At 43.3% G+C, this 17172-nt stretch carries 14 protein-coding genes; 6 read left to right on the forward strand and 8 right to left on the reverse strand.

Going from position 1 to position 17172, the window contains the following annotated elements:
• The first annotated feature begins 198 nt into the window (after nt 1-198).
• Nucleotides 199-1701 carry a 23S rRNA (uracil(1939)-C(5))-methyltransferase RlmD gene (rlmD, locus tag BLQ60_RS12120; RefSeq protein ID WP_092620918.1) on the forward strand — a complete coding sequence of 501 codons (1503 nt, stop codon included), beginning with the start codon at nt 199-201 and terminating at the stop codon, nt 1699-1701.
• A gap of 202 nt (nt 1702-1903) precedes the next feature.
• Nucleotides 1904-4222, forward strand: a complete 2319-nt coding sequence (locus tag BLQ60_RS12125; RefSeq protein WP_092621128.1) for a RelA/SpoT family protein — start codon at nt 1904-1906, stop codon at nt 4220-4222.
• Between the two features lie 40 nt (nt 4223-4262).
• Here BLQ60_RS12125 and BLQ60_RS12130 read toward each other — a convergent pair whose 3' ends face one another.
• The gene (locus tag BLQ60_RS12130) at nt 4263-4691 is read right to left on the reverse strand and encodes a hypothetical protein (RefSeq protein ID WP_092620921.1); all 429 of its coding nucleotides are present in this window, start codon (nt 4689-4691) and stop codon (nt 4263-4265) included.
• Between the two features lie 165 nt (nt 4692-4856).
• Nucleotides 4857-5078, reverse strand: a complete 222-nt coding sequence (infA, locus tag BLQ60_RS12135; protein WP_004920223.1) for a translation initiation factor IF-1 — start codon at nt 5076-5078, stop codon at nt 4857-4859.
• A gap of 264 nt (nt 5079-5342) precedes the next feature.
• Between infA and BLQ60_RS12140 the strand changes: the two genes are divergently transcribed.
• Entirely contained in the window at nt 5343-6362 is a 1020-nt protein-coding gene (locus BLQ60_RS12140; RefSeq protein WP_092620924.1) for an AraC family transcriptional regulator, read from the forward strand.
• Nucleotides 6363-6408: 46 nt separating this feature from the next.
• On the opposite strand, the gene truA is transcribed toward BLQ60_RS12140, so the two are convergent.
• The 5 genes from truA to asd form a co-directional block, all read right to left on the reverse strand.
• Nucleotides 6409-7206: a tRNA pseudouridine(38-40) synthase TruA gene (gene truA, locus BLQ60_RS12145; RefSeq protein WP_092620927.1), complete on the reverse strand. Its 798-nt coding sequence runs from the start codon at nt 7204-7206 to the stop codon at nt 6409-6411.
• 86 nt (nt 7207-7292) lie between these two features.
• Nucleotides 7293-8270, reverse strand: a complete 978-nt coding sequence (locus BLQ60_RS12150) for an asparaginase domain-containing protein (protein WP_092620930.1) — start codon at nt 8268-8270, stop codon at nt 7293-7295.
• A gap of 77 nt (nt 8271-8347) precedes the next feature.
• Nucleotides 8348-9616, reverse strand: a complete 1269-nt coding sequence (locus tag BLQ60_RS12155) for a hypothetical protein (RefSeq protein WP_092620933.1) — start codon at nt 9614-9616, stop codon at nt 8348-8350.
• The gene (locus tag BLQ60_RS12160) at nt 9616-11376 is read right to left on the reverse strand and encodes a FimV/HubP family polar landmark protein (protein WP_092620936.1); all 1761 of its coding nucleotides are present in this window, start codon (nt 11374-11376) and stop codon (nt 9616-9618) included. The genes BLQ60_RS12155 and BLQ60_RS12160 overlap by 1 nt, the downstream gene beginning before the upstream one ends.
• Nucleotides 11377-11575: 199 nt before the next feature.
• On the reverse strand, nt 11576-12691 hold the full coding sequence (asd, locus tag BLQ60_RS12165; RefSeq protein WP_092620939.1) for an aspartate-semialdehyde dehydrogenase: 1116 nt from the start codon (nt 12689-12691) through the stop codon (nt 11576-11578).
• Between the two features lie 267 nt (nt 12692-12958).
• On the opposite strand from asd, the gene BLQ60_RS12170 reads away from it, so the two are divergent.
• From BLQ60_RS12170 to BLQ60_RS12180, 3 genes are all read left to right on the forward strand, one after another.
• Complete coding sequence (locus BLQ60_RS12170) at nt 12959-14071, forward strand: endonuclease/exonuclease/phosphatase family protein (protein WP_092620942.1); 1113 nt, start codon at nt 12959-12961, stop codon at nt 14069-14071.
• Nucleotides 14072-14552: 481 nt separating this feature from the next.
• Nucleotides 14553-15581, forward strand: coding sequence for an alcohol dehydrogenase AdhP (gene adhP, locus BLQ60_RS12175; RefSeq protein ID WP_092620945.1), 1029 nt, complete (start codon nt 14553-14555; stop codon nt 15579-15581).
• A 283-nt stretch (nt 15582-15864) separates the two neighbouring features.
• Entirely contained in the window at nt 15865-16326 is a 462-nt protein-coding gene (locus BLQ60_RS12180; RefSeq protein ID WP_244516039.1) for a bacteriohemerythrin, read from the forward strand.
• 284 nt (nt 16327-16610) lie between these two features.
• On the opposite strand, the gene BLQ60_RS12185 is transcribed toward BLQ60_RS12180, so the two are convergent.
• Entirely contained in the window at nt 16611-17054 is a 444-nt protein-coding gene (locus tag BLQ60_RS12185) for a hypothetical protein (RefSeq protein WP_092620948.1), read from the reverse strand.
• Nucleotides 17055-17172 lie beyond the last annotated feature (118 nt).

Genomic DNA, 17172 nt, shown 5'->3' on the forward strand with positions numbered 1-17172 from the left:
TAAATTCTGGAGTATATCGTTTACTGCTCATAAGCACCTCGTTAATTAGCCATTTTATCTAACTAAAAGGTGTCTACAAAATCGGTGGCTATTCATCATATCTATAGAACTATAATTACATAGTGCTTTCCCCACAACTTTTATATACTGTCATCGTCAAATTTTCACCGCACAAAATCGTTGTATTGAGTATCCATTTTGAAAAAACATTTACGGTCACAGCCACACCAAAAGCCAGTTGATCGCCGTTCCCGCCAAAAAACTACAACATCTCAAACGCTTTCATCTGAGCCGATCGCATTTCATGTGACGAGCTTATCGCATGAAGGGCGTGGCGTTGCCATGTATGGCGCAAATGAAAATGACTTTGCTGAGAATGATTTAAGCCAAAAAGAGAGCACACAGGCAGGTAAAAAAGTTTTTATTCGCTACGCACTTGTAGGGGAAACCGTCCAAGCCAAACTCACCAAATCACATAAACGCTTTGACGAAGCGGAAATGGTGGAATTACTCAGTGCACCTTCAAAAGATCGCATTCAACCGAGTTGCAAACATTTTGGGCAATGTGGAGGTTGTGCGCTACAGCATTTGGGTGTCGAAGCGCAGTTAGCACATAAACAACAAGTATTGGCATCGCATCTCAAACACTTTGCCAATGTTGAGCCTTTAGAGTGGCTCGCAGCAATTCAAAATCGCAAAGAAGATTATCGTCGTCGTGCACGTTTGGGTGTGCGTTGGCTTGCCAAATCTCAGCAATTGATTATCGGCTTTCGGGAAGTACAGAGTAATCATCTCTCGCCGATTTCAGAATGTACGGTTTTGGATCAGCGTGTATCCGCACATTTAGACGCACTGCGCAACTGCCTCAGTCAGCTTGATATTCGAGAGAAAATCACCCATTTAGAGTTTGCGCTCGGTGATGAAGATGTGGCATTGGTGCTACGTCATACTGTTGATATGCCACAGCAAGACATTGATAAATTGTTAGATTTTGTAAAATCTCGGGTGTGGCAACTGTATTTGTTGCCAGATCGATACCAAAGCCTAAGGCGGATTGATCAGCCAGATGCTATAATGCGCTTGCACTATGCGTTGCCTGCGTTTGATCTGAAGTTGGCATTTTCGCCGATGGATTTTACCCAAGTCAATGCCAATGTAAATCAGCAGACTGTGTCGCTGGCATGTCAGTTGCTTGATCTTAAGGCAGGTGAGCGCGTGCTAGATCTGTTTTGTGGATTAGGTAATTTTAGCTTTGCTTTGGCGCGCTGTGTTGGTGCAACAGGGCAAGTGGTTGCGGTAGAAGGTGTGGATGAGATGGTGCATCGTGGTTATGAGAATGCCACACTCAATCAGATCGACCATGTGCAATTTTATCAGCAAGATTTGGCAAGCGACTTTTCTGATCAAGCGTGGGCGAGGCAGGGTTTTGATGCATTATTGATTGATCCACCAAGAGCAGGCGCTTCGCAAGTGATGCATTATGTGGCGAATTTTCAAGCCAAACGCATTGTTTATGTCTCTTGTGATCCTGCAACCTTGGCTCGAGATACGGCGATATTGATTGCGCAAGGTTACCAATTGTGTAAAGCTGGCGTAATGGATATGTTTACCCATACCGAGCATGTGGAGTCGATTACATTATTTAAGCGCATTGATGCGACGATGGTTGATGCGATAACGACAGATTCGAATTTGATGTAAATCGATACGATTAATCTAAATGATATTTTTGCTGTAGAAAGTTGTTGCTCTAAAAGTTGATGTAAAACAGTTTAAACGCAGGATTGGTACAGTATGTGTACGGTCTTGAAGTGATGTGAAATGGAATGTGCAATCGAGCATCATGCTCAATTGAATACCAATCACAGCACTTTTGATTATTGAAGAACGAATGGAGGATGGTATGGTCACAGTACGGGAGGAGCTGCCGAGTAGACTCAATGAGTCGGTCGCAGTGACCACTGGGGAGCATGCCGCAGAAACTCAGATTGACTTGATGGCGTGGTTGGCACGCATTGAGCAATTGAATGGTTCGCATCAGCTTGATTTATTGAGTCAGGCAGGACATGCTGCGCTCGAGCTTGAGCTGAGTAGTGCCGTTCGGCATCGCACCAATTCCTTTGCCATGGGTGTCGGCATGGCAGACATCTTGGCGCATCTGCATGTGGACGAGCACACTTTAGTCGCTGCGATGCTGTATCGTAGTGTGCGTGAAGGCTTTATCGATTTACAGACGCTTGAGCGTGATTTTGGTCGGGATGTGTTGCAGTTGGTGCAAGGCGCACTGGCAATGGGGAAACTCTCTGACCTGATCGAGCAAAACGAACATTTAGAAGATCATTTTAATAATAATAAGCGTGAACACCTGACGGGCATCTATAAGATGTTGATTTCGGTCACTGAAGATGTGCGTGTGGTATTAATTAAATTGGCGGAGCGGACATATAGCTTACGTCAGCTCAACCAAGCATCCAAAGAACGTCAAGAGCGGGTTGCTCGAGAAGTTTTAACGATTTATGCACCGCTTGCGCATCGTTTGGGTATCGCTCAACTGAAGTGGGAACTCGAAGATCTGGCATTTCGCTATCTATCTCCAGATCGCTATAAAGAAATTGCATCTTTACTCAATGAAAAACGCACCGAGCGTGAGCATTATATCCAGCATGTCATCGACAGCTTAAAGCATGAATTGGCTGAAAACGATATTCAGGCAGAGATTACTGGGCGTGCCAAGCATATTTATTCGATCTATCGCAAAATGCGCAGTAAAAATCTGAGCTTTGATCAGCTCTATGATATTCGTGCACTGCGTGTCTTGGTGAATAATGTGCCTGAGTGTTATCACGCTTTGGGCATCGTACATCAGATGTGGCGTCATATTCCGCATCAGTTTGATGATTATATTACCAACCCCAAAGCCAATGGCTACCGTTCATTGCATACTGCGGTCATTGCGGAAAATAAGTCGCTTGAGATTCAAATCCGTACACAGGATATGCACCAAGAGGCAGAACTTGGCGTGTGCTCACACTTTAACTATAAAGAAGGCGAGAAGCGTACCGATCAAAGTTTTAATCATCGTCTGCATTCACTGCGTTCTGTGTTGGAAAATTATCAAGAGCGTAAAGAGGCGCAACCTGAAAATTTGGTCGATGAAGATGAGCAAGATCAGGAAAATTTAGAAGCACTGCAAGATTTTGAAGGTTTTGAAAAAATCTATGTGTTTAGCCGTGACGGTGATATTAAAGAATTGCCACGTGACTCGACTGTGCTGGATTTTGCCTATCATGTACATACCGAAGTCGGTAATCGTTGTTATGCTGCACGGGTCAATCAGCGTTATGTGCCACTCACCTATGTATTAAAAACGGGTGAACAAGTTGAAATTCTGACCAAAAAAGATCGTGAGCCAAATCGTGATTGGCTGGTCAATTCACTCGGCTACATCAAAACTGCACGTGCCAGAGACAAATTGCGTCATTGGTTTAGACAGCAAGATCGCACCAAAAACATCGAGGTTGGACGAGAGACCTTACACAAAGAGCTGACTCGTCTGGCGATTCATCCGAAAAGCATTGATTTAAATGACTATAGTCAATATTTCAATGTCAAATCAGGCGATGATATTTTGGTAGCGCTGGTGACTGGTGATATTGGCTTACATTCGCTGATGAATCAGGTCAATAAACAAATGCACTTGGATGCGGATGAGCCTGAATTGGTGCTCAAGCCAACACTGAATCCCCGTGCCAGCCATACCTTATCGGCTCATGGTATTTTGATTGATGGTTTGGATAATGTGGAGCTACACATTGCACGCTGTTGTCAGCCTGTGCATGGTGAATCGATCGGCGGTTATATCACGCTTAATCGTGGTGTCAGCATTCATAAAATCGCATGTTCAGATTATTTGCGCATGATCGAAAATGAGCCTGAACGTGGCGTCGAAGCCGACTGGGAAATGCAGCCAACTCGTGGTCAGAGTGTGCAAATCATGGTCGAGGCTTATGATCGTCGTGGTTTACTCAAAGACCTAACCCAAGTCATCTTTGCGGATCATGTCAATATCCGTCAGGTCAACACCTTGTCAGATAGTGATGGCATTGCTAACTTAAAACTGTTGATCGAAGTCAAGGGCTTGGCACAACTGTCAAAACTGTTGGCTCGGCTTGAGCAACAACCAGGCATTATCAGTGCACGACGTTTGGTTCAGGGCAGTTAAATCGCTTCACTGAAACCTTTGCAATTTTAAAAGGCTTGTATTAACAAGCCTTTCCTTTGCTTTCCCAGCTAGTCACGATCTGATTCTCAAGATGAAAAATAATGTCACAAGTCATCTGCATCTGATAAGCATTGCGTGATGTGGGCAGTGAGGTATTCATTCTTGAGCCATCGATGGTGGGTTCAAAAATCGGAATAGGTACTGTCACAGGTCGATAAATCGAATAGTGCACCATCGTTTGATCTTGCTTGCTCAGTTTGGTTTTTGATGCATCAAAACCAAACTGCTGAAAGTTAATTTCTTGCTTGAGCTGTTCTTGAGTTTTACCTTTAAATTGATCAAGATAGCTGATGAAATTTTGTCGCTTGGTGAGTTGCGTTTGTCCTGTACAGCCAGCAATGCTGAATGCGACTACACATAAAGATAGCGCACATAATGCGCTAAGGCTTGTGCGATACGATAGTTTCATTTTCTTCCCTGTTGTATTGGTTTTATGGTATTTAATTGTTGAATATACGGTTTCGCCACAAAAAAAGCCACACCATTCTTTGATGTAGCTTGATTTTAATTTCAGCGTTTCAGATTTTAGAAAATGCTGAATGCTTAAACGTGCGGTACTGATCTGGCGTGCAGATTAACGCGCACGATAAGTGATACGACCTTTCGACAAATCGTATGGTGTCATTTCGACTTTGACATTATCGCCAGTCAAAATACGAATATAGTGTTTACGCATTTTACCTGAAATATGAGCGATAACTTCGTGACCGTTCTCTAAACGAACACGGAACATTGTATTTGGAAGCGTTTCGGTGACAACGCCTTCAAACTCAATGAGTTCTTCTTTATTGGCCATGGCCTACCTGATGGGTTGAAAAATAGTGGTGCATAATATAGCAAAATTCCCACAAAATCTCAAGTCATGTGCGGTGCTATTCTAAAAATAAGCAACTTACAAATATTGATATGGTTTTAGGATGGCTAGATGTGGATTAATCCTATGTATGAATATTGAACAAACTCTAAAAAACTTGTAAAAATGCACCGAGTTGCATTGTCAGTTCGGTCAATTGACGCTAATCTAAAACGTGAAAAACGATAAACACAAAGGATGTATTTCGTGGGTCAATTAACAGATGCGTCAGTGATTTTACGCTTAGGCTATCAAGCAATGCGTCGGGCAGGTTTGCCAACTGAGGAGATTCTTGCCAAAGCGGGTGTTGCACAAAGTCAGATGCAAGCCAATGCAAGAACGCCACTCAGCGCACAACATGCATTTTGGTCAGCATTGGTACAAGTCACTGGCGATGAAGATGCAGGGCTTCATCTTGGTGAACATTTGCCTTTATACCGTGGGCAAGTGATTGAGCACTTGTTTATGAGTAGTGCCAACTTTGGCGAAGGTTTACAGCGTGCTTTGGCGTACCAGCGTTTGATTAGTGATGCGCTCAGTGCAGAGCTGGTGATTACTGAGGCACATTGTTATATCACCAACGGCATGCAAGAGTTTGTCGATCCGATGGTCAACCGCCATTATAGTGAATGCATTTTTTCGGGCGTGTTGCGCTTTTTTAAATTTGTCACCGAAGGGCGCTTTGCACCGACGTTTATTGATTTTAATTTTGAAGAAGGTGCCAGCGAAGAAGAATATTTACGGGTGTATGGTTGTCCTGTGAGTCTTGGGCAAAATGAAACACGACTGTATTTTGATCCTGCAATTTTAGATTTTCCAATGTGGCAGGCTGAGCCAGAGTTATTGCAATTACATGAGCAGTTGGCACTAGAAAAGCTACAAGAATTAGCACGTTATGATTTGGTCGGTGAGGTGCGCCGTGCGGTCGGCTCGACCTTGGAAAGCGGTGAAACTACGCTGGAAACCGTGGCGGCACAGCTCAATATCACTCCAAGACGTTTACGCACACAACTGAGCGAGGCGAATACCAGTTTTCAGCAGATTCTTTCGGATTATCGTTGCCGACTGGCGAAAAAACTGCTTGCCAGCACCAGTGAAAGTATCGAGCGAATCGTTTATCTCACAGGGTTTTCAGAGCCAAGTACATTTTATCGGGCATTTAAACGCTGGACAGATGAAACGCCTGTGGAATATCGCAAGCGTAAACAGTTGATGAATAACAATTAAATTTCAATAAAATGGCAATTAGGTAGTAACATGAGCGCCTTTAAAATTATTCAGGCAAATTAAGCCAGAGTGGACCAAGTGCTGTTTTTGGCAATTGAAATTGTTCTGGATAATAGGCATTAATAAAATATAAACCGTGTGCAGGGGCGGTAATCCCTGCGGCTTTACGATCTTGTGCTGCGAACATGGCGTCAATGTGCTCGACCTCATATTGTCCTTGTCCAATTTCCAGCAAGCATCCGACGATATTGCGCACCATGTGATGTAGGAATCCATCTGCCTGAATATCTAGCACTAAATAAGCGCCGTGTTGAAATAGTCGGCAATGTTTGACATGGCGTACAGGTTGATTGGATTGGCAGGCAGCCGCACGGAAAGTTTCAAAATTATGTGTGCCTTCAAATTTGAGTGCGGCACGTTGCATTTTTGCCACATTTAGCGGGTAGTGGGCATGGGTGACTTGCCCCCAGAGCAGTGCAGGTCGACGAGGTGCATTATAAATCACATAACGATAGCGCCGTGCGCATGCCTTAAAACGGGCATGGAAATCCTCACCCATCGGTTGAATCCACTGTAATGCAATATCTTTGGGCAGTTGTGAATTTGCGCCCATCATCCAGCCACGTTCGGGACGAATCGCCTGCGTGTCGAAATGAGCAATCATATTGGTGGCATGTACACCCGCATCAGTACGACCTGCACCGTGCACGATGATCGGTTCATCGGCGATTTTACTCAGCACAGTTTCGATGGTTTCTTGAATGCTACGCACGCCTGCTTGCTGTGTTTGCCAACCTTTAAAGCGTGTTCCGCAAAATTCAATACCAAGTGCAAAGCGTTGCATAAGAAATCATTCACCTAAATTTTAAAAATATACCAAGCATCAGTACATCGCATCAGGCTGTACTTTGCATTAGACAGTACATTGCATTAGACAGTCCAATGTTGTTGCCAGTCGACTTGATCGGCAAATTGTAAATACAGTAGCACAGCTCGAGCGTATAAATCTGCCTGACTATAATGCGGATCGATCACCACACCAAGTTCTGCAAGCCAAGCGGCAACAGCATACTGATTGGATAATTCGCCGAATAATACCTGACTGCTGATGATCACCCAACATTTTTTTGCAAGTAGATCCTCAATTGCTGATTTTAATGACGCAGAATACGCCAAATTGCCAGCGCCAAAAGTTTGTAGAATCAATAGCTGTGGTGGCTGATGTATCAAGGCTTGGAGTTGTTTGGCGAGCAGATCGGGAGATGATGGCGTGCAATACAGATTCACTATATTAATTAAAGCAACTTGGTCAATCCAAGCGGAGATTTTTATGGCATTTATGTCCTGTACAACACTAGAGCATGATCGTTGCGCTGGATTGCTGTGAAAGGCATTGAATTCGGTCGTATGTGCCTTAATACTCAGGTTGGCGTGGTGTAATTGTCCATCAAAGGCAATAAAACAGCCTTTGGGAATTTGTTGGATGTGTTTTAAGCTAAACTGAAAATTAAGCCAAGCATCGCTGTCAGGATGAAGGTGAGTGCTAGATTGCTCAAGCAATGGATATTGGCTTCCCGTCACGATGATACGGAGCCGATCAGCAAAACAATGCGATAAAAAGGCTGCAGCATAGTGCAGGGTATCGGTGCCATGAATAATAATAAAATGCTGAAATTGTCTGGCGAGTTGCAGAATCTGCTGTGTAAGTTTGAGCCAGTCGCTAGCGGTGAGTTCACTACTGTCTTTGATGCTGAGTGCTTGAAAAAAATGTAAATTTGAATCGTAATGATGCAGACAAAGCGCCTGCAACTTGTCTATAAAATCTAATGCAGGCATCGGGTAAAGTGGCTGTCCGATACTACCAAAGGTTCCGCCCATATAAATCACAGCAATATTGGAAGTATTCATATGAAAAAAATAAGCAACTCGAAAGTTGCTTATTTTAGCGTAAATTGCGTATTAAAACGCTTCTTTTGAATGTTTGCTTAAGCAATCTTTTGCAAAAGCTGTTGCACTTTTTCGGCTTGTTCAGTGTTTAAATGCGCTTGATCTACCGCCAATAATTGCTTTGCAGCGGCAATTTCACCAAGACGAATATATTGTTCTGCAAGCTCAATGTCTAATGCCACTGGATCGACTTGTGCGAGAGCAGGGAATGCCTGAATGATTGGATCATCTGCATCAGCAAAGGTTTCAGTTGCTGTGGTTTCAACCGCTTCCTCTGCGACAGGTTGCTCAATGTCTAAAGTAGGCGCTTGTGGTGTATCTAAATCGAGAGTCGGTGTAGATTCAAGCGCAGGTGTATCCGTTGGTAATGGTGCTTCGCTTGAGGTAGGCGTATCGAGGCTAAAATCGAGACTATTTGTTGTATCCGCTGGTGCAACAGGTGTTGGTTCTTCCAGTTTAAATTCTAAATCTTGGGTTTCGGTTTGCGGGGCAGTAACGTCTTGATCAAGTTTAAACTCAAGAGTTGGTTCTGTTGGTTCAACTGGCGCTGGTGTTTCTTGAGATAAGTTAAATTCAAGTGGTGCATTATCGGTGCTTGATTGAGCTGTTGGTGTGTCAACATCAAGCGTCAGCTCATCAAAACTAGACAGATTATTGTTTGGCTTAGTTTGGAGAGTATCACTTGGCGCATCGAATTCAAGTGGTTCAACAGCAACCTGACTTGGTGTGTTGGTCGTTGTGTTGAGTGCATCAAAATCAGGTGTAGGCGTCTGTTCTGTTGGTGTGAATTCGATCACGCCTGACTTTGTTGGTTCAAGTTGATTTAGACGTTGTTGTTCTTCAAGGTAGGCTTCTTGCTCATTGAAGAGGGTTTGATAGGTGCTATTCAGTCCTTGTGCTTTGACGTTGTCAAGCAGTTGCTTAATCGCAAAATCATCATGTTGGAGCTGATAAATAGATAGTAATTTTGGATAAAGTGCTTCTAGCGAACCATCTTGATTTAAAGTTTGGTTAATAATGCCTTCCGCTTTGGCGAATTGCTTGTCGGCAATCATCACATCGATCTGAGACAGTAAATTGTCCACATCAATGGCAGGTTTTTTTTGTGTTTTTGGTTTTTCTTCAGCCTTTTGCTCTGTTTTGCTTTCGCTTGCAGTGACTCTTTTGCTGGTTTTTGCGTTGCTCTTTGAGCTGGTGCGGCTGCTTTTTTTTTGTTTTGGATCAGCTTCAGCCTTGCCTTGGCGTGAACGCACCACAAGTGCAATGACGAGCATGAGTCCACAAAGGACGAGGATCGCTGTAGACATTATACGGACTCCTGAAACTGAGCAAGATGATATTGATAAACTGATGGATTCGTGTGTATCGGTGCATGTAATGCAGTATAGTTTTGAGATGCTATCGCTTGATGCGCTTTAGACTGTGAGCTGGTCTGAGATGTATTTTTCTCAGCTGACTGCGATTTACTTTTGCGCTGTTTGAGTTGCTGTTCAATCTCAGCAAGTCGAGCATTGAGCAGGGCAATACGTTTTTCTTTTGCCACCAGTTCACGGTCTAGTTTACGCACATTATTTTGCAGGTTGAGTGCATTTTGGCGTTGTTGTTTCAACTGTACCGTCAGCTCATTTGATACTTTTTGATCACCACCTTTGGCTTTGCTACCTTGTGTGGTGCCTTTACTATCTCCTGCAACGATACTCATATGTGCTTGGCTTTGCTTTTCTGCTTTGGCAATCGTAGTTGGAGCCTGTGGCGCTTGCACTGGTTTTGTCGCTGGCTGTTGCGTTGGTTTATTCACTGCAGCAACGGATTGATACTCATACGGTATATTTAAAACAGCACCTTGTTTCAGCTGATTGGCATTGCCACCGATAAAAGCATGCTGGTTATTGGCTTGAATCTGTTGCATGACTTGCCCAACAGGAATATTTTGCTTTTCTGCAATCTGATTGGCGATTCCCCAAAGCGATTCATTGGCTTTGACTTGATGTTTGCTCTTGGCTGTGGTTGCTGACTGTTGTGATTTTTTCGATTGTACTTTTTCCTGTGATTTTTTGATCGGCGGTTTTACCTGTGCAGTTTGCTTTGCTACGTTTGATTTTTTTGTGACCTGCTGTGAAGCTGTTTGTGCAACTTGTTTTTGTACAATTGGCTTTTGCGCAGTTGGCTGAGTTGTTGGTTGTGGCTTTGCTTGATTCGCTTGCACTGTGCTGACATTGTTTTGAGATGCAGTATCCGCATGTCGAGTGACATTAATCGTTAATTGTGCGGGTAAGATATCTGCGGCTGAGCGCATTGGCGTCATCGATGGCGCGGTTGTGCGCTGTACGCTTGTTGGTGCGGTTGCTTGTTGTGATACAGCCTGTTGGTTTGCAGTTTGTGCCACATTATTTTGTGTTGTCTGAAGAGGTGCAGTTTGTACTGCGACAGCTTGTGAGTTTGTTGTTGATGCGGTTGTGACCGCTGGACTTGGTGTGGTGGCGAGATTTTGTGCCTGTATCGGCTTGCTCGCCTGCATCATCGGTGGCGCTGAGTTGGCAATTTGCAATTGCTTTTCATTTTTAAGCGGTGTAACTTCAGGCAATTTTAATTTGATGTCTTGATCGTTGGCAACGTAGCGTGGCTTTAATGGCGTATCATTTAAGCTGGTTTTGAGGCGATCGATACGTGTTGGCAGCGCCGCACGCACTTGTTGCATGCGCACTTGACCTGCATCATCAATTTTTAGCATCAAATCGACACTATTGGCATCAATCACACGAGTTGACGTAATGACAATTACACCATCGCCTTGCGGATTTTGACGTACATAAAAATTTAAATGTGAATATTGTGCTTCGTCCAGTACAGCATTGCGACCGACTTCAAAAGGCTGTGCAATCGAGACCTTAATTGGGGTTTGGCTTTGTGCATTGCGAAAGGGAATTTCGGCGTAGAGTGGTTCACCACGAGAAGAGTCAATATGGACAGGATCAAAATTTAACGCATGACTCAGTAGCGGTGCGAACAAATTTAGCCCCAAACCGATCTGTATAAAAGTCACCCCGAATTTATGTTGCAATCTCATGATCGTTCCATCTTATTATCTGTTACAGCGTGGCGAAATCCAGTAGAGGTAACGCCTGCAATAGGTGCCAACCATGACACCGTATTGTTTTGAATAATGTAGAACAAGCGAACTTGTTCTACATAAGGTAAACGCTTCATTGCACTAAGGCAAGTCAAGAATACTCAAAATTTAAAATAAGTTTTGGGTAGTAAAATGATTAAGATTTGTAATCAATCAAAATGCGCAACATACGGCGTAAAGGCTCTGCTGCACCCCAAAGTAACTGATCGCCCACGGTGAATGCGCCGAGATATTCTTTACCCATGTTCATTTTACGCAAACGACCCACAGGGATCGACAGGGTGCCAGTCACCGCCACGGGGGTAAGATCGGTCATCGATGCTTCACGTGTATTCGGCACGACTTTCGCCCATTCATTCGATTTGGCGATCATGTCTTCGATTTCATCTAATGGCACATCTTGGCGAAGTTTAATGGCCAATGCTTGAGAGTGGCAACGCATTGCACCAATACGCACACAGTGCCCATCGATTGGGATAATGTGAGAATTGCCCAAGATTTTATTGGTTTCAACCTGACCTTTCCACTCTTCTTTGGATTGACCGCTCTCAAGTTGCTTGTCGATATAAGGAATCAATGAACCTGCAAGTGGCACACCAAAATTGGCTTTCGGAAAATCATCGCCACGCTGTAATTCAGCGATTTGACGGTCAATGTCTAAGATTGCAGATTTCGGATCATCCAGTAATTCTTTGGTATTATTGTACAAATAGCCCATGCCAGTGATCAGCTCACGCATATTTTGTGCACCAGCACCTGATGCCGCTTGATAGGTCATTGCAGACATCCACTCGACCAAATTGTTTTGGAACAGTGAACCAAGACCCATCAGCATCAGTGACACCGTGCAGTTACCACCTGCAAAGGTTTTGACGCCGTTTGCCAAGCCATTTTTAATCACATTGGCATTAACAGGATCGAGCACGATGATTGCTTCGTCTTCCATACGCAATGTACTTGCCGCATCAATCCAATAGCCGTTCCAGCCTTCTTTACGAAGCTGAGGATAGACCGCTGAGGTGTAATCACCACCTTGACAGGTCACAATCACATCCATCTGCTTCAAGCTGCTAATGTCATTGGCATCCATCAAAGCAGGGGCTGACTTTCCACCCAATGTAGGGGCTTCACCACCTGCATTACTGGTCGAAAAATAAAATGGTTCAAAATGCGCAAAATCATTTTCTTCAACCATACGTTGCATCAGAACGGAACCAACCATTCCACGCCAGCCAACCAAACCTACTTTCATGTCATCTTGCCTCAGGTTTTGTAATTAAAAAATAATTAAATAAAGGGCTTAAAGTGTAGCAAATGCCTGACCTTCTGCACAGCATTTATCATCTGAAGTCGTAACAAATCTCTCTATCAATTCGGCTGATCTGGGTATTGGTGTTTATTTTGAAAAGGCAATGAAATAACAAAAAAGTGATGCATCAATGTACCATGATTGGTTAATATCAAGACCTTATGCGCATTCAAGCGATGAAAATGAAAAACAGCTTTGGGGAATGACAGCATGCTTTTGTTTGTAATTTTGGCATTATTGGTAATTTGGCTGACGATATCGTCACGGATTCCACGAGATGAGTGGTGGTTTCGTATTGCTGATTTTCCTCGCTTACAGATTTTATTTGTGGGGATTTTAACTTTAGCAGGGCTGATTTGGTGGCCAGCCGAATGGACGATCTGGCGGGAATTATTGCTGATTGCTTTAATGGTAGCGATCACGTATCAAATGAAAATGATTTTGCCTTATACCTTTATCTGGAAAGATCAGGTTAAATTGGTACGTCAAGAAGACCTCAACCCTGACAATCAAATCTCCATGATCGTCTCCAATGTGCTCACACCCAACCGTAAATATCAAAAGCTGATTGATCTGGTCAATGAATTACAGCCTGATTTATTGCTCACTTTAGAAACTGATCAAGCATGGCAAAATGCGCTGAGTGTCATTGAAGCGGATTATCCGTATCGTGTCGCCGTGCCCTTAGATAATTTGTATGGCATGCATTTGTACAGCAAACTTGAGCTAAAGGATATTGAGATTAAATACTTGCTCAGCGATGAAATTCCATCGATCCATGCCTCGGTGATTTTACGTTCGGGCAATGAAGTGGACTTATATTGTTTACATCCGCAGCCACCTAGCCCAACTGAAGCCGCTGAATCGACTTTACGTGATGCTGAACTGCTGATGGTGGGTGATGCGATCAAAGACATCGATCAAAGCTGTATCGTCATGGGCGACCTGAATGATGTGGCTTGGTCCAAGACAACACGGCTGTTTCAGCGCATCAGTGGCTTGCTTGATCCACGGGTTGGGCGCAAATTTATCAATACCTTTCATGCCGACTATCCCTGCTTTCGTTGGTCATTAGATCATGTTTTTCATAGTACCGATTTTGCATTGGTGAAAATGGAGCGCTTGCCACACATTGGTTCGGATCATTTTCCAGTGTATACCGTACTGCAAACGGATCGCATGTATGAGCATATTCACGAGGAAATAGAAGAGGAAGCGGGTGATCAAGCAGAAGCAGATGAGAAAATCCAAGAGGGGATTGCTAAATCTCGTGAGGAAAATTTAAAAAGTACAAGTCATGTTGGGCACATTGAAACGCCCTAAATTATGCGATATGACCAGAATTACAGGATGTGGACTGCACCATATGGCAAAAATGATCCTTTGTACGAAATAGCTTACATGGACTGTTGTGATTTGCGACTTTCGGAAAAAACGGATTTTTCTTAATATAACTACATCAGCGCAGGATCGGGATCGGAAGCCCAAACTAAGGATAGACTTTAGCTGAACGGAAAAGCATCACGGAACAGATGTCGTCAGGAAGACGAAACAAAAACAAAAACAGTCGCACAACCGCATATTGCCCGAATTGAACAGGGAGTTCAATTCGGGTTATGTGTTTTTGGCATTTGAAAAAAATAATTTTGAAAGTTAATTATTGATTAATAGTTTGATTTTAAATAAGAAATATATTTTTTAATTTAGCTGTGTAGATACATACCAAATACCTACCTTCACCTTGTTATGGTCAAAGCATCTGCATCATCAGCGATGCAGATATCTAGGACATGGAGATAACAAGATGGAAACAATGAAAGCGGCTGTCGTGACAGCATTTAATCAACCTTTAGAAATCAAACAAGTCGACATTCCCAAAGTCAGTGCTGGCAAAGTCTTGGTGAAAATGATTGCGACGGGTGTTTGTCATACCGATTTGCATGCGATGCACGGCGACTGGCCTGTCAAACCAACCGTCCCATTTATCCCAGGACACGAAGGCGTGGGTGAAGTGGTCGAGATTGGCGAAGGCATTCATCACCTCAAAGTCGGCGATAAAGTCGGTGTACCTTGGCTATATTCTGCTTGTGGACATTGTGATCATTGTTATGCAGGCTGGGAAACCTTATGTAAGGAACAGCAAAACTCGGGCTATTCGGTGAATGGTAGCTTTGCAGAATATTGTCTTGCGGATGGTGAGTATGTTGGCGTGATTCCAGACGGTGTAGATTTGCTTGAGATTGCACCGATTTTGTGTGCAGGTGTGACGGTGTACAAAGGGCTGAAAATGACCGAAGCCAAAACAGGGGATTGGGTTGCTATCTCTGGGATTGGTGGTTTGGGTCATGTTGCGGTGCAATACGCCAAAACCATGGGCTTTAATGTCGTGGCGATCGATGTCGATGATTCCAAGCTCGATCTTGCTAGAAAACTCGGTGCTGATGTCGGCATTAATGCGCTGAAACAAGATGTCAAAGAAGCGGTGATGGCTGCCACAGGTGATGGTTGTCATGGCGTTTTAGTCACCGCAGTGTCGCCAAAAGCCTTTGAGCAAGCGGTGCAGATTATTCGTCGTGGTGGCACGATGGTGTTAAATGGTTTACCACCAGGCAAATTTGACTTGTCGATCTTTGATATGGTGCTCGAAGGCATCACTGTGCGAGGTTCGATCGTGGGTACACGCCTTGATTTAAAAGAGGCACTGGATATTGCTGCACGTGGTAAAGTCAAAGCGCACATTAGTGTTGAGCCATTAGAAAACATCAACGATATTTTTGATCGGATGGAAGCAGGTAAAATCGATGGGCGTATCGTGATCGATATGTCTTTATAACATTTGAATAATTTCTTTAAAATTTGCATAAAATGCCTTCAGTCCTGAGGGCATTTTTTTGTGTCAGTGGATTGCCTGAATCAAGCAAAACAATATTTAATAATCTGAATTGATCAAAAAATACTTAACTCTTTTGCTCAGGTATTCTGCTTAAATTGTTTATTTAAAAAGAGAAAATTTGAATTCTCTGTAAAATCCTCAATCCTGACTAAAATGCTTGTTTTTATTTAAGATTTTTTGAAAGTATGATGCATTTAGATTAAGTGCATAGAAGGATTGTGTCATGGCGATGCAATGGTTAAGTGAATACAACACAGGTATAGAAGTCATCGATGAACAGCATAAGCGCATCGTGGAATATATTAACGTGTTAGAAACAGTGCTGGACAATCCGCATTATGAACGCTTCCATGTCTATGATGTTTTAAACGATATTATCGACTATACCCAATCGCATTTTGCTTTTGAAGAAAGTTTGCAAGAGCAGGCGGGCTATCAATTCTTCATTCCACATAAGCGGGTACATGATCTATTTATCCGTAAGATTGAGAGCTATCGTGAACGCTTTAATGCGGGAGAGTCGATCGAACATGAGTTGCATCAATTGCTCTGTAAGTGGCTGATCAATCATATTCGTCATGACGATGCGGACTATGTGGGTGCGGTCAAAGACAATATGATCCAGCACATTCAGCAACAAGAAAAGAAAAAGGGTAAAGGTTGGTTTGCACGATTTTTTGCCTAGTGATCTAGAGATCGATTCGGTTCTGATAACAGCGACGCAGAAAATATCAGCATGAATAGAATATGATCAATGCTTAAAATAAAGCGATGCAAAACGAAAACAGACAGCAAAAATAAATGAACTGAATCTGCGACTTTCCAAAAGCCAAGCCCACTGGGTTTGGCTTCTTTTTTTGTGTAGTTCAAAAATGATCAATGATTAGTACAGATAAAAACAGCAGAAATAAAAACAGCCCAAGCAATCAATTTGCTTGGGCTGTCAGCTAAACGGATGTTGTTACGTGCTTATGAGTTGCTTGCTGGTGCTGGCGCATCAACTGGCGGTTCGCCCATAGGCGGTTGTCCCATTGGTGGCTGACCTGCTTGTGGTGCTTGTTTTGGGTCTGGACGATTTGGTTTGAAACGCACTTCACATTTGCCATCAAAGGTTTGCTCGCCGATTTTCACAGAAATCGCTTGTCCCGCTTTGCCTTCACAGGCTTTTTCAAGCGCTTGCATGGTGGCTTTGCGTTCTTCATAGCGTTTTTTCATTTCTGCTTTTTGTTCAGCAGTCAGTACCTTACGTTTTTCACCACGATGTTCGCCACCTTTCTTATGGTGCATTTCACCACGCTCTGGACCACGATGACCGTCTTTTTCTGGCGCCGCTTGTTGGCTTTGACATGCAGTTAATCCAAGAACCGAGACTAAGCTGATGGTGGCAACAGTGGCTTTTAACATATTATTCATATCTCACTTTCCTCAAAATATCTTCGATGTGCAATGAACGGCACATGAATTGTTGTGGCTGTTCGTTGATGAGAAAAGATTAAACAAATAACATGTAGAAACAATGGAGAGAGTTTTG

This window comes from Acinetobacter marinus (genome assembly GCF_900096915.1).
GTDB lineage: Bacteria > Pseudomonadota > Gammaproteobacteria > Pseudomonadales > Moraxellaceae > Acinetobacter > Acinetobacter marinus.

Coding starts and splice junctions, on each gene's coding strand:
- BLQ60_RS12125 (WP_092621128.1), top strand. CDS start 1,904: ATGGTCACAGTACGGGAGGAGCTGCCGAGTAGACTCAATGAGTCGGTC.
- BLQ60_RS12130 (WP_092620921.1), bottom strand. CDS start 4,691: ATGAAACTATCGTATCGCACAAGCCTTAGCGCATTATGTGCGCTATCT.
- infA (WP_004920223.1), bottom strand. CDS start 5,078: ATGGCCAATAAAGAAGAACTCATTGAGTTTGAAGGCGTTGTCACCGAA.
- truA (WP_092620927.1), bottom strand. CDS start 7,206: ATGCAACGCTTTGCACTTGGTATTGAATTTTGCGGAACACGCTTTAAA.
- BLQ60_RS12150 (WP_092620930.1), bottom strand. CDS start 8,270: ATGAATACTTCCAATATTGCTGTGATTTATATGGGCGGAACCTTTGGT.
- BLQ60_RS12155 (WP_092620933.1), bottom strand. CDS start 9,616: ATGTCTACAGCGATCCTCGTCCTTTGTGGACTCATGCTCGTCATTGCA.
- BLQ60_RS12160 (WP_092620936.1), bottom strand. CDS start 11,376: ATGAGATTGCAACATAAATTCGGGGTGACTTTTATACAGATCGGTTTG.
- asd (WP_092620939.1), bottom strand. CDS start 12,691: ATGAAAGTAGGTTTGGTTGGCTGGCGTGGAATGGTTGGTTCCGTTCTG.
- BLQ60_RS12170 (WP_092620942.1), top strand. CDS start 12,959: ATGCTTTTGTTTGTAATTTTGGCATTATTGGTAATTTGGCTGACGATA.
- adhP (WP_092620945.1), top strand. CDS start 14,553: ATGGAAACAATGAAAGCGGCTGTCGTGACAGCATTTAATCAACCTTTA.
- BLQ60_RS12180 (WP_244516039.1), top strand. CDS start 15,865: ATGGCGATGCAATGGTTAAGTGAATACAACACAGGTATAGAAGTCATC.
- BLQ60_RS12185 (WP_092620948.1), bottom strand. CDS start 17,054: ATGAATAATATGTTAAAAGCCACTGTTGCCACCATCAGCTTAGTCTCG.